The sequence below is a fragment of the Alcaligenes sp. SMD-FA genome (genome assembly GCF_025960365.1).
Taxonomy (GTDB): Bacteria; Pseudomonadota; Gammaproteobacteria; order Burkholderiales; family Burkholderiaceae_B; genus Alcaligenes; species Alcaligenes aquatilis.
This window is the reverse complement of sequence record NZ_CP110108.1, coordinates 237,341-249,311: the sequence shown is the minus strand read 5'-3', so window position 1 is coordinate 249,311 and position 11,971 is coordinate 237,341. Positions and strand designations below refer to the sequence as shown.

The window sequence follows — 11,971 nt, the reverse complement described above, 5'->3', positions numbered from 1 at the left end:
CAGGGAGCGCACTCTATCAACCATACAGCTGGACCGCTATTAGGAGCACCTTATGAAAAAAATCGTACTGACCTCCCTGGCTTTAGGCTCACTGGCCCTGGGCTCTGCTGCCCTGGCCCAGGATCTGCCCAAGACTTCCTTGAAAGTTGTCGGTGGCTTGAGCAACCTGACCGCCTACCAGAACACCGAGCAGCCCTTCTGGGCCAAGAAAGTGCCTGAGCTGTCCGGTGGTCAGATCACCGCTGATATCAAGGGCTTTAACGATATGGGCCTGAAAGGTCCTGAAATCATGCGCTTGATCGGTCAAGGCGTGATTCCTTTTGGTACTGCTACTCTGGCCTACTTCGCCAGTGACAACTCCATCAACGAAGCCATCGACCTGGCTGGCCTGGCTCCCGATATCAACGTAGCCAAGAAGCTGACCGACGCGTTCACTCCTGCTTACGAGCAGTTCTACGCCAAGAACAACGTCAAGGTACTGGGTTTCTCCACCTACCCTGCTCAAGTTCTGTTTTGCAACGGCAACTTCAATGGCCTGAGCGATCTGAAAGGCAAGAAAGTGCGCACCAGCAGCCGTACACAGGCTGAATTCGTTCAGGCTCTGGGCGGCAACAGCGTCACCATTCCATTTGGTGAAGTGGTTCCAGCTCTGCAAAACGGTGTGGTCGATTGCGCCATCACCGGCTCCATGTCCGGCTACTCGGCCAAGTGGTACGAAGTCAGCTCCAAGCTGTACGAAATGCCCATCAACTGGAACCAGCAGATCCACGCTGCCAACCTGGGCTCCTGGAACAAGCTGGATCCTAAAGTTCAAGAATTCCTGGCCAGCAACATCAAGGCCATGACCGAAGAGATCTGGGTTGCCGCTGCCAAGGAAACGCAGGAAGGTTATGACTGCAACACCGGCGCCGATGCTTGCACACAGCCGGTAAAAGGCAAGATGACCCTGGTCAAGCCAACAGACGCTGACCGAGAGCTGCTGAAAAAAGTCATGAGCGAAACCGTGGTGCCCAAGTGGGCCGAGCGCAGCTCCGCTGACACCGTGGCCGCTTTTAACACCAGCCTGAGCCCGATCCTGGGCTTTGAAGCCAAGAAGTAATCTGACTTGATGTCACTGCCAAGCGGCGCTCCTTCTCGCACCGCTTGGCGGCCCAGCACCTGGGCCCCCCCCTGTCTTCAGGGCCTATCATCCATTCATATGCTCCCTGAACCCTCTACGGGTTAGACGCCATGGAAAATACCGAAAAATTCGCCATGCTCAACCGCTTGCTGGCTGGTGCTACCAATCTGTCGCGCTACGCCATCTGGTTTGCTGGCAGCCTGACCCTGATCAGTGCTCTCTACATCACGGCCGATGTCCTGCTGCGCAAATTCACCGGACGCTCGCTTGGCGGCTCCGATGAGCTCTCTGGCTATGCCTTTGCCATCAGCATCTCCTGGGCCTTGTCCTTTGCTACCTTGCAACGCGCCAATATCCGTATCGACGCCATCTACCAGCATCTGCCCGTGCGCTTGGCCGCACTGTTGGACTGGATTGCCCTGGTCGCACTTTCGGTCTTTATTGTGTATCTGACCCTGTATGCCACCAGCGTGGCCGACGTGTCCTGGACCAATCAGTCCACCGCCAACACGGCAATGGGTACTCCCTTGTGGATTCCCCAGTTTCTGTGGGTTGCAGGCCTGCTCTGGCTGTGCGTGGTCCTGGCACTGATGCTGTTGCGCTCCAGCCTGGCATTGATTACGGGCGATCTGAAATCCATTCAGAGCCTGTGCGGTATTCGCAGTACCCAGCAAGAAGCCCTTGAAGAAGCCGAGGCCGGCCAACGCATGGTCCACGGAGACACCAAATGATTAGTACCGCACTGACTCTCCTGCTCGTTCTGATCGGGCTAAGCATCCCTGTAGGCGCAGCCCTGGGGGTTCTGGGCCTGATTCTGGACCCGCTGTATTCCATGCTGCCACTGACCGGCGCACTCGGTGAAATTTCCTGGGGCACCAGCAACGAGTTCCTGCTGGTTGCCATCCCCTTATTCATCATGCTGGGCGAAATTCTGCTGCGCTCGGGCATGGCCGAGCGCATGTACAACGCCATGAGCCTATGGCTGTCCTGGCTGCCCGGTGGCCTGATGCATGCCAATATCGGGGCCAGCGCCCTGTTTGCCGCCACGTCTGGCTCCAGTGTGGCGACCGCCGCCACCGTCGGTACCGTGGCCTTGCCGCAGATCAAAAAGCAAGGCTACAACGAGCCGCTGTTTCTGGGCAGTCTGGCTGCGGGTGGCACCTTGGGCATTCTGATTCCGCCTTCGATCAATCTGGTGATCTACGGCGTGCTGACCAACACCTCCGTACCCAAGCTGTATCTGGCCGGCATCATCCCTGGTCTGGCCATGGCCTTGCTGTTCATGCTGGCTATTGCTGGCGCCTGCATGGTCAAACCTCAATGGGGCGGTAGCAAAGTCAAAGCCTCCTGGGGCCAGCGTTTTGCCAGCCTGGTGCATCTGGTTCCACCACTGGGTATTTTCTTGCTGGTGGTCGGTTCGATTTACGCCGGTATCGCCACCCCGACCGAGGCCGCCGCCTTGGGTGTGGTCGGTGCGCTGCTGCTGGCCACTTTCTCGGGCCGCATGAGCTGGAAAATGATCAAGGAAGTGCTGGAAGGCACCATGAAATCCACCGCCATGATCATGCTGATCGTGATCGGTTCAGCCTTCCTGAACTTTGTCATGTCCGCTACCGGCCTGACCACAGCGCTGACTGACGCCATTACCGGCCTGGGCGTCTCGCCCATCACCATGCTGCTGATTATCGTGGTGTTCTACCTGGTACTGGGCTGCTTCATGGAAACCCTGTCCATGATGATCACCACCATCCCGATCGTGGCTCCGATCATGATTGCCCTGGGCTTTGACCCGATATGGGTGGGGATTGCCATCATTATTCTGGTGGAAGTGGCGCTGATCACTCCGCCTGTTGGTCTGAACCTGTTTGTGGTCCAGAGCTTGCGCAAGAGCGGCAGCATGAACGACGTCATGCTGGGTAGTCTGCCTTTTGTGATCATGCTGCTGTCCATGGTGGGTCTATTGGCCATCTTCCCGGATCTGGCTCTGTGGTTGCCACGCCTGTTCGGTTAATCCAATCTGTTTTTGAGTAAACGAGTACTGCTATGCGTTTGACGTTTGAACTGGCCCAGGCCACCCACACTGAAATCATCGAAGCTGACCTGCAGCACTGCATCGTGGCCGGTTGGGCTGGCCGCGATCTGGCGGCCATCGAGCACCACATTGAAGAGTTGGCCGAACTGGGTGTGCCCCGACCAAGCGCCGTACCTTTGTACTACCGCATCGCTGCCAATCAGATGATCCAGGATACCGACATCCAGGTCGTTGGTACCGGTTCGTCCGGCGAGACCGAAGTATTTGTGTTTAATCACCAAGGCCGCCTGCTGGTGAGTCTGGCCTCGGACCACACTGACCGTGTTCTGGAAGCCCACAGCGTGGCCCTGTCCAAACAAATCTGCGCCAAGCCCGTTGCCCGTGATGCTTGGTTGTTCAGCGATGTGGCCGAGTACTGGGACGAGCTGATTATCCGCGCCTACATTCAGGAAGACGGCAAGGAAGTCCTGTACCAGGATGGTCCTTTGTCCACCCTGAAAAACCCGCTGGAACTGATCGAAGGCTACTTTCAGTCCACCACCATGCCCGAAGGTTTTGGCATGACCTGCGGCACGGTCGGCGCCATCGGTGGTATCCGCCCCGCAACCCAGTTCACCATGGAGCTGTATGACCCCCGCCGCGAACGCAGCATCCGTCATACCTACGTGACTGAAACTCTGCCTGAAGTAGCCTAAACTGGCCCAGCCCGCCCCACCCATTTATTTTGCGAGTGATCCATGCTAGCGACTATTACCGAACTGCAACGTGCTCTTGATCGTGGCGAAACGACCTCGGTCGAGCTGACCCAGCAAGCCCTGGACCGTATCCAGGACGAAAGCCGTGACGGCGCTGCCGCGTTCATCGAAGTGTTTGCTGAACAGGCGCTGGCCGCCGCCAAAGCCTCTGACATTTTGCGCGCTGCCGGTTTGAGCCGCTCGCTGGTTGAAGGCCTGCCCATGTCGGTCAAGAACCTGCATGACATCGCTGGCTATGTGACCCTGGGTGGGTCGGCTGTACTGAAAGATGCGGAGCCGGCTGAACGGCACGCCACCATTGTGGAGCGCTTGCTACGCGCCGGCGCCATTCTGATTGGCTCCACCAATATGACCGAGTTTGCCTTCTCCGGTCTGGGCATCAACCCTCACTACGGCACGCCGCGCTCGGTCTGGGACCGCGACAATGCCCGTATCCCCGGCGGTTCGTCCTCTGGTGCCGGGGTCGCCGTTGCCCAGGGCATGTCGGTGTTCTCCATTGGTACTGATACGGGTGGCTCCATCCGTATCCCTTCGGCCTTTAACGGCCTGACCGGCTTCAAACCCACCGCCGAGCGTGTTCCTAGCGAAGGCACCATGCCTTTGTCGCGCAGCCTGGACTCTAATGGCCCTCTGGCCGCCTCGGTAGAATGCTGCGCCATTGTGGACTCCATTCTGACCGACCAGCCGTACGTGCCCGTGGCCACCCCCGCCCTGGACACCTTGCGCCTGGCCGTGCCCAAGACCTTTGTGTTTGACGGCATCGATGAGACCGTGCGCGCCGCCTTTGACCGTGCCATCACCCTGCTGCGCGAGCAAGGCGCTGTGGTTGAAGAGATCAATCTGCCCGAATTTGACCAGTTGCCACAGATCAACCGCAAAGGCGGCTTTGTCTGCGCCGAAGCCTGGTCCGTGCACCGCGACACACTGCAAAGCAAGGGCGAGCAATACGACCCACGCGTGGCCTCCCGCATTCTGCGCGGCAAGGACATCGACTGCGCCGACTACATCGAACTGCAAGACACCCGTCAGGCCTGGATCAGCGCCGTGGAAAGCCGTCTGGAGCGCTACGACGCCGTTCTGATGCCTACCGTGCCCGTTGTCGCGCCCCGCATTGCCGATCTGAAAGAATCGGACGACGTCTACTTCGCCACCAACGGTCTGGTCCTGCGCAACCCCACCCTGATCAACTTCCTGGACGGTTGCGCTCTGTCGCTGCCTTGCCACGCGGCTGATGAAGCCCCGGTAGGCCTGATGGTAGCCGCCCCCGCCTACCACGACGAGCACCTGTTGGCGGTAGGTGCAGCAATCGAACGGGTATTGCCCCTGCGCAAACACTAATCCGGTAAGATTTACGTTCGTTCCAGGACGGCCACCCGGCCGTCCTTGTGCTTTTCGTCAGGAGCCTGTCATGAGCACACCCCAATCCTCCTCCCTGCCCCAGATCATGACACCCACGGTCTTTCCCTTGGCGGGGGTGCTCATTCTGATTCTATCGTCCTGGGCCCTGTCGGGTCTGGATGCCAGTGGCAAATGGATCATGGGCTTTGGTGTGCCCCTGCTGGTGATGTGCTGGTTTCGCTACGTCGTCCATCTGATGCTGGTGCTGGCGCTGGTCTTGCCAGTCAAAGGCCGCAAAATCCTGCGCAGCTCCCGCCCCAAAGCACAAATTCTGCGTGGCACAGTGATGATGCTGTCCACCTTCTCGTTTTTCAGTGCCTTGAGCTATCTGCCTCAGGCCGAAGCCACCTCCATCAACTTTCTAGCTCCCCTGCTGGTGTTGTCTGTTGCTCCCTGGATTCTGAAAGAGCCGCCACGCATCAGTCGCTGGGTGGCGGCCGGGGTCGGCTTTCTGGGCGTGCTGATCATCATCCGGCCCACGGCTGGTCTGCACCCATTGGGCGTAATGTTCGGTTTGATGACCGCCTGTATGTTTGCTACGCAATTTATCGCCACACGCCGCGTGGCCGTTGACAACTCGCTGACCACCTTGATCTGGAGTGGCGCCGTAGGCAGCATCTGTTTGACCATTGCCTTGCCCTTTCTACTGCCCGCCGCCCTGCCTGTCCTGAAGGAGCTGACATTTTTTCAATGGCTGATTCTGATTTCGACGGGCTTGTGGGGCTGTCTGGGACATTTGCTGCAAATCCAGGCCTATCAACGGGCCTCGGCCTCTTTGCTGGCACCCTTTGTGTATCTACAGATCGTGGCAGCCGCCGCGCTGGGATGGCTGATCTGGGGACAGTTCCCCGATATGTTTACCTGGATCGGCATTGCCGTGGTGTGTTCCAGTGGCATTGTGATCGGAACCCTGGAATGGCGGCGCCAGAGCAAGGCTGGCGCCTGAGCCCTGCACGACTTAGCGAGACTGCCAGCCCTGCACAAAGACGGCAACGGACTGGCGCTTGGAACCTGCTTTTTGCAGTTCCAGCAAACGCAACACCCCTTCTCCACACGCCACATCAATACCTTGGGCGCTGACGCCCAGAATCTGACCGGGTTCTGCGCCATGCGTTTGCTCTATCACCTGAGCGCGCCAAACCTTCACAGGCTGCTCCAAACCGGGTAAGGACAGGGTGGAACCTGGCACCGGGTCAAATGCGCGAATACGGCGCTCCAGCTCTTTGGCTGGCTGGCTTAAATCCAGCGCCGATTCCGCCTTGGACAGTTTCTCGGCGTAGGTCACGCCTTCTTCTGGCTGAGGAACCGCCTGCAAGGTGCCATCACGCACGTGCTGCAAGGCTTGCAGCAAGGCCTGTGCCCCCAGTTGGGCCAAATCGTCATGCAAGGTTGCAGCACTGTGATCGTCACGAATTGCCAGCTCGCTACGCACCAGCATATCGCCGGTATCCAAGCCTTCGTCCATCTGCATGATGGTGATACCCGTGGCCGCATCGCCTGCCTGAATCGCACGTTGAATCGGTGCCGCACCGCGCCAGCGGGGCAAGAGACTGGCGTGAATATTGAAGCAGCCATAACGAGGCAGCTCCAAGGTCCATTTGGGCAGAATCAGGCCGTAGGCCGCCACCACCATCAGATCCGGTTGCAAATCCAGCAAGGTCTGACGGGCCTGGGCGGCCTCTTCGGGATACTTGCCATCCAGACGCAAGCTATGCGGCTGCAAAACCGGAATGTGGGCGTTCACAGCGGCTTGCTTGACCGGGCTGGGGCTAAGCTTCATGCCACGGCCAGCCGGACGGTCTGGCTGCGTCATGACCAAAGGAACGTCAAAGCCCTGCGCTAACAGGGTTTCCAGGGCGATACGGGCAAAATCCGGGGTGCCGGCAAAAACAATACGCATGGCGACTATTGCCCTGCCTTCAGGGCTTCACGCTGCTGCTTGCGCAGACGACTGCGGATACGCTCACGCTTGAGTACCGACAGATACTCCACAAACACCTTGCCATCCAGATGATCCAGCTCGTGCTGAACACATACGGCCAGCAGGCCGTCGGCCTCTTGCTCGTACCACTCGCCTTTTTCATTTTGAGCCTTGAAACGGATGCTGGCAGCGCGCTCGACCTTGTCATAGGTATCGGGCACGGACAGGCAACCTTCTTCGTAGACCTTCAGCTCTTCGCTTTTCCAGGTGATTTCCGGATTGATCAGCACCAGCAACTCATTGCCGCTTTCCGACACGTCGATAACCACCACACGCTCGTGCACATCAACCTGAGTGGCGGCCAAACCTACACCGGGCGCATCATACATGGTCTCGGCCATATCCTTGACCAGTTTGCGAATACGGTCGTCGACCTCCTGCACGGGTTTGGCAACCGTGTGCAGACGTGGGTCAGGAAATTTCAGGATAGGAAGCAAAGCCATTGTCATGTCCGAAGAAAAAGCGATAAGTCGATATAATAAAACAAGTTTCAGGGCGGCACCTGGCACCACACCAAGCCCTAACAGCAAAGCGGCCATCGCCCTGGATAAAAACGTCCGGGACACCCAGCCTCAAAAACGGTTTCGTGCCACACTACCTTATGCCTCATTATTTTAGCTCGGGGGAAACCTCGGATGAAATCTCGGAAGAATTGCGTGCCTGGTTGCGTCTGTCACTGGAGCCAGAACTTACGCCCGCCCAGGCCCGGCAACTGCTGGCCGCCTGTGGACTGCCACCGCAAATCTATCAAAGCTCGGTTCAAACCCTGTCACGCCATATTCCTGGCGAACTGGCCGTCCAACTAAGCCAGGAACCACTGACCGAGCTACAAGCGCACATTGACCAGGCCGTGGAATGGCTCAAGCAAGCGGGTCATCACATTGTGACGCTGGCAGACCCGGCTTACCCTGCCGCCTTGCTGGATCTACATGACGCCCCGCTCTTGCTGTACGCCAATGGCAATCTGGATGTGTTGGAGCACCCCGGGCTGGCGATTGTTGGTGCTCGCAATGCCACCCAGTCTGGCCAGGAAACGGCGACCGACTTCGCTGCCACGCTGGCCTCCAAAGGCTGGTGCATCATCAGTGGGCTGGCCAGCGGCATTGATCAGGCAGCGCACAAAGGCGCGCTCAAAGCAGGCCCGCAATCGGCCGGCACCATTGCTGTCATGGGAACGGGACTGGATCTGGTCTACCCGGCAGCGCACCGCGATCTGGCACACCAGATCAGTGATCACGGTCTGCTGCTCAGCGAGTTCCCCTTAGGCACCCGCGCCATGCCGCACCATTTCCCCCGCCGTAACCGCATTGTGGCCGCTTTGACCAAAGGCGTGCTGGTGGTAGAAGCGGCAAAGCAAAGTGGCTCCCTGATCACAGCCCGTCTGGCCGGAGAACTGGGGCGCGAGGTTTTTGCTATTCCGGGCTCCATCCATTCGCCTTTGGCACGCGGTTGCCATGCCTTGATACGCCAAGGCGCCAAGCTGGTAGAGAGCGCCCAGGACATTCTGGATGAGCTGGGCAATGTGCAGCACACGTTCAAACTTGAACCCGGCAACCCGTCCAATGCCAGGCCTGTTCAGCACGATAACCTACCGGAAGAACTGCGCCCCATCCTGGAGCGCATCGATTTCGCCCCCTTGACGCCCGAGCAACTGATGCGCCGTACCGGTCTTCTGGCAACTCAACTGCCGGCGGTTCTGGCCGAGCTGGAGCTGGCTGGCTGCATAGAGCCTCTGGCAGACGGGCGATTCCAACGTATCAAGCCATAAAACCCGACTTGGCCACACTGCATCATGGCCTGCTCCTTTGCATCGAAACCCCGGCCACATCGCCTGCTTATAGGGCTGTTCCTAGGGGGCCAGCCCTGGCCTTCAAGAGGTATCATGACGAATACGTAAAGGCCTCCAGGCCCAGCCCCTTACCTTCAGGAAACTTCATGTCATACCCCTCGCGCGTCAAGATTGTGGAGGTCGGCCCTCGGGACGGCCTGCAGAACGAAAAAGAATTCATCCCTACCGACATCAAGGTCGAGCTGGTCAACCGCTTGTCCCACGCCGGTTTTGTGAACGTGGAAGCCGCCTCCTTTGTCTCGCCCAAATGGGTGCCACAAATGGCAGACGGCGCGGAAGTGATGGCTACGATTGACCGTCGCCCCGGCACGATCTATTCAGTTCTGACACCCAATATGCGTGGCTTTGAAGGCGCCCTGGCTGCCAAGGCCGACGAAGTGGTGATCTTCGCCGCTGCCAGCGAAGCATTTTCGCAGCGTAATATCAATTGCAGCATTGAAGAATCGCTGGAGCGCTTTGCCCCCGTCGCCCAGGCCGCCAAAGAAGCTGGCATGCGCCTGCGCGGCTCCATCAGTTGTTCGTTCGGTTGTCCCTACGAAGGTGCTGTGGCGCCGGCCAATGTGTTGAAAGTCGGCCAACGTTTGATCGAACTAGGCTGCGATGAAATCGACGTAGCCGACACCATCGGTGTCGGCACGGCCCGTCAGGTCTACGAGGTGATGCGCATGATCACCGAGCACATTGACCCCATTCATGTGTCCGGCCACTTCCACGACACCTATGGCCAGGCCATCGCCAATATTGTGGCCGCCATGCAGGCCGGCATTCATATTTTCCACAGTTCTGTAGCCGGGCTGGGTGGCTGTCCCTACGCCAAAGGCGCAACCGGCAACGTCGCCACCGAGGACGTGCTGTTCCTGATGCAAGGCCTGGATATTGAAACCGGCATTGATCTGAACGCCGTGGTGGACACGGGGCAATGGATTTCGGCTCATTTGAAGCGCAAATCGGCCAGCAATGCCGGTAACGCCCTGGCAGCCCGCAAACAAGGGGCCGCCGCGTGCTGATGAGCCAAGCCCCTTCGAAAGAGGAAATTGACGCCCTGTTAAAGGATCTGGGTTCACTGCCTATTCAAGGCCGCTCCTGGCCTAAATGGGTCGCGGCTGGTGCCTGGATAGTGCTAGCCCTGATTGGTGTGCGTTTTGCGCTGGTAGCCAGCTCCCCACAAGGTGCGGCTATCAGCCCTGTACTGGCGGGCTCTCTGGTTCTGCTGTTTACTGGCTTGATCTTGATTGCCTGGCACATGTGGCACGGCATCACCACGATTGACCAGAACGGCATACGCCAGAGCTGGATCATGAAGCGGGAAGTGCAATGGCAAGACATCCACTTTGCCAAGTTCGTGCCGCTGTTCAACTCCAAACGCCTGATCTGCTTTACCCGGCGTGGTCGGCCCGTGATTTTCCAAGGTGCCACACAGGATCTGCAAGTGGCTTTTGCCAAAATTTCGCTGGTATTACGGCGCAAAAATTAAGTCTTCAGGTTTGCCCCGTACGGCTTGGCATATTGGGGCAAACAATCCCGAACGTCTCGCATCCGAAAACCGTGCGCAGCAGTTAGGCAGACTATGTATCACCGCGTGATACATACACCAGCGCCCTTGGTCAACGCACATCGCCAGGGCACAAAAAGCAACAACACATCAACGTCATCGCCCCCAGATCGATCAGTCAATAAAAAAGCAGCTCCCAAAGAGAGCTGCTTTTTGCATATCGCAAACCCCGAATGGATTAACGAATAGGCAGACCGTAGATCAAGCCACCGTCGATCCACAAAGCATTCAGGCCGCGTTCGATTTGCAGCGGGCTACCTTTACCCACGTTGCGCTCGAAGGACTCGCCGTAGTTACCGACCTGCTTGATGATGTTGTAAGCCCATTTTTCGTCCAGGCCCAGGTTTTTACCGGCACCGGGAGTCACACCCAGCAGACGCTGGATGTTGGGGTTGTTGCTCTTGAGCTTCTCGTCCACATTGGCTGCTGTCACATCCAGTTCTTCAGCATTGAAGCTGGCCTGAATGGACCATTTCACAATGTTCAGCCAAGCATCGTCGCCCTGACGGACGAAGGGGCCCAATGGCTCTTTGGAAATGATTTCAGGCAGCACCAGGTAGTCGTCCGGATTCTCCATTTTGGAGATACGAATCGAAGCCAGGCCGGACGCATCGGTAGAGAACACGTCACAGCGGCCAGCCACAAAAGCGTTGACTACTTCGTTGAACTGTTCGATCACCACAGGCTTGTACTCAACCTTGTTGGCGCGGGCCCAGTCAGCCATGGTGTTTTCGTTGGACGTTCCCGTCTGCATACAAACCGTGGCGCCGTTCAATTCCTTGGCGCTGGAAACACCCAGCTTCTTGGACACCAGAAAACCCTGGCCGTCGTAGAAGTTGATGCCGGCGTGGATAGCACCCACGGCCGTATCGCGCTGCTGAGTCACGGTCGTGTTACGGGCCAGCAGATCAATTTCACCTGACTGCAACGCCGTAAAACGTTGCTGCGAGTTCAAAGGCACGGCCTTGAATTTGCTGGCGTCGCCCAGGGTGGCGGCAGCGACCGAGCGACACACATCAATATCCAGCCCTGTCCAATTGCCCTTGTCATCAGGGGCAGAAAAACCGGCAAAACCGGTGGTCACGCCACACAGCACGTGACCGCGCTGTTTGACATTGTCCAGGGTGGCGGCCTGGGCAGCAGGCATGCTGGCCATCAAGGCCAGGACTACAGCAGAAACGGGCACAAAGCGCATCGGGCTCTCCTCAAAGATATAGGTATTGACTATTTTCCAGCATAGTACCGCAGCCCGACTGCTACTTGTGTGCATATCTACATGGCTAA

The 11,971-nt window shown here is 58.0% G+C and carries 12 protein-coding genes; 9 read left to right on the top strand and 3 right to left on the bottom strand.

Annotation, left to right across the window (positions count from 1 at the left end):
• Positions 1 to 52 precede the first annotated feature (52 nt).
• The 6 genes from OKX01_RS01080 (at position 53) to OKX01_RS01055 (ending at position 6,251) form a co-directional block, all read left to right on the top strand.
• The gene (locus OKX01_RS01080; RefSeq protein ID WP_264672309.1) at positions 53 to 1,099 is read left to right on the top strand and encodes a TRAP transporter substrate-binding protein; all 1,047 of its coding nucleotides are present in this window, start codon (positions 53 to 55) and stop codon (positions 1,097 to 1,099) included.
• Between the two features lie 131 nt (positions 1,100 to 1,230).
• On the top strand, positions 1,231 to 1,851 hold the full coding sequence (locus OKX01_RS01075; RefSeq protein WP_094195324.1) for a TRAP transporter small permease subunit: 621 nt from the start codon (positions 1,231 to 1,233) through the stop codon (positions 1,849 to 1,851).
• Entirely contained in the window at positions 1,848 to 3,131 is a 1,284-nt protein-coding gene (locus OKX01_RS01070) for a TRAP transporter large permease (RefSeq protein ID WP_094195323.1), read from the top strand. The genes OKX01_RS01075 and OKX01_RS01070 overlap by 4 nt, the downstream gene beginning before the upstream one ends.
• A gap of 32 nt (positions 3,132 to 3,163) precedes the next feature.
• Positions 3,164 to 3,847: a DUF2848 domain-containing protein gene (locus OKX01_RS01065; protein ID WP_108727103.1), complete on the top strand. Its 684-nt coding sequence runs from the start codon at positions 3,164 to 3,166 to the stop codon at positions 3,845 to 3,847.
• Positions 3,848 to 3,889: 42 nt separating this feature from the next.
• Positions 3,890 to 5,245 (top strand): amidase, encoded by a 1,356-nt coding sequence (locus OKX01_RS01060; protein WP_264672308.1) that lies wholly within the window; start codon positions 3,890 to 3,892, stop codon positions 5,243 to 5,245.
• Between the two features lie 70 nt (positions 5,246 to 5,315).
• Positions 5,316 to 6,251, top strand: a complete 936-nt coding sequence (locus OKX01_RS01055; RefSeq protein ID WP_264672307.1) for a DMT family transporter — start codon at positions 5,316 to 5,318, stop codon at positions 6,249 to 6,251.
• A 12-nt stretch (positions 6,252 to 6,263) separates the two neighbouring features.
• On the opposite strand, the gene fmt is transcribed toward OKX01_RS01055, so the two are convergent.
• Positions 6,264 to 7,205, bottom strand: a complete 942-nt coding sequence (gene fmt, locus OKX01_RS01050; protein WP_264672306.1) for a methionyl-tRNA formyltransferase — start codon at positions 7,203 to 7,205, stop codon at positions 6,264 to 6,266.
• A gap of 5 nt (positions 7,206 to 7,210) precedes the next feature.
• Entirely contained in the window at positions 7,211 to 7,729 is a 519-nt protein-coding gene (def, locus tag OKX01_RS01045) for a peptide deformylase (RefSeq protein ID WP_094198232.1), read from the bottom strand.
• A gap of 158 nt (positions 7,730 to 7,887) precedes the next feature.
• Here def and dprA point away from each other — a divergent pair, with 158 nt between their 5' ends.
• The 3 genes from dprA to OKX01_RS01030 all read left to right on the top strand — a co-directional run bounded on the left by dprA (position 7,888) and on the right by OKX01_RS01030 (position 10,609).
• Positions 7,888 to 9,054 carry a DNA-processing protein DprA gene (gene dprA / locus OKX01_RS01040; protein WP_264672305.1) on the top strand — a complete coding sequence of 389 codons (1,167 nt, stop codon included), beginning with the start codon at positions 7,888 to 7,890 and terminating at the stop codon, positions 9,052 to 9,054.
• A gap of 167 nt (positions 9,055 to 9,221) precedes the next feature.
• On the top strand, positions 9,222 to 10,142 hold the full coding sequence (locus OKX01_RS01035; RefSeq protein WP_264672304.1) for a hydroxymethylglutaryl-CoA lyase: 921 nt from the start codon (positions 9,222 to 9,224) through the stop codon (positions 10,140 to 10,142).
• The gene (locus tag OKX01_RS01030) at positions 10,142 to 10,609 is read left to right on the top strand and encodes a hypothetical protein (RefSeq protein WP_094195316.1); all 468 of its coding nucleotides are present in this window, start codon (positions 10,142 to 10,144) and stop codon (positions 10,607 to 10,609) included. The genes OKX01_RS01035 and OKX01_RS01030 overlap by 1 nt, the downstream gene beginning before the upstream one ends.
• A 256-nt stretch (positions 10,610 to 10,865) precedes the next feature.
• On the opposite strand, the gene OKX01_RS01025 is transcribed toward OKX01_RS01030, so the two are convergent.
• Positions 10,866 to 11,882 (bottom strand): amino acid ABC transporter substrate-binding protein, encoded by a 1,017-nt coding sequence (locus OKX01_RS01025; protein ID WP_042484596.1) that lies wholly within the window; start codon positions 11,880 to 11,882, stop codon positions 10,866 to 10,868.
• Between the last annotated feature and the right edge of the window lie 89 nt (positions 11,883 to 11,971).

What these genes read in the sequence shown, in the direction of transcription:
- OKX01_RS01060 (WP_264672308.1), top strand. Translation starts at nt 3,890, where the DNA reads ATGCTAGCGACTATTACCGAACTGCAACGTGCTCTTGATCGTGGCGAA.
- OKX01_RS01070 (WP_094195323.1), top strand. Translation starts at nt 1,848, where the DNA reads ATGATTAGTACCGCACTGACTCTCCTGCTCGTTCTGATCGGGCTAAGC.
- fmt (WP_264672306.1), bottom strand. Translation starts at nt 7,205, where the DNA reads ATGCGTATTGTTTTTGCCGGCACCCCGGATTTTGCCCGTATCGCCCTG.
- OKX01_RS01055 (WP_264672307.1), top strand. Translation starts at nt 5,316, where the DNA reads ATGAGCACACCCCAATCCTCCTCCCTGCCCCAGATCATGACACCCACG.
- OKX01_RS01075 (WP_094195324.1), top strand. Translation starts at nt 1,231, where the DNA reads ATGGAAAATACCGAAAAATTCGCCATGCTCAACCGCTTGCTGGCTGGT.
- OKX01_RS01030 (WP_094195316.1), top strand. Translation starts at nt 10,142, where the DNA reads ATGAGCCAAGCCCCTTCGAAAGAGGAAATTGACGCCCTGTTAAAGGAT.
- OKX01_RS01035 (WP_264672304.1), top strand. Translation starts at nt 9,222, where the DNA reads ATGTCATACCCCTCGCGCGTCAAGATTGTGGAGGTCGGCCCTCGGGAC.
- dprA (WP_264672305.1), top strand. Translation starts at nt 7,888, where the DNA reads ATGCCTCATTATTTTAGCTCGGGGGAAACCTCGGATGAAATCTCGGAA.
- OKX01_RS01065 (WP_108727103.1), top strand. Translation starts at nt 3,164, where the DNA reads ATGCGTTTGACGTTTGAACTGGCCCAGGCCACCCACACTGAAATCATC.
- OKX01_RS01080 (WP_264672309.1), top strand. Translation starts at nt 53, where the DNA reads ATGAAAAAAATCGTACTGACCTCCCTGGCTTTAGGCTCACTGGCCCTG.
- OKX01_RS01025 (WP_042484596.1), bottom strand. Translation starts at nt 11,882, where the DNA reads ATGCGCTTTGTGCCCGTTTCTGCTGTAGTCCTGGCCTTGATGGCCAGC.
- def (WP_094198232.1), bottom strand. Translation starts at nt 7,729, where the DNA reads ATGGCTTTGCTTCCTATCCTGAAATTTCCTGACCCACGTCTGCACACG.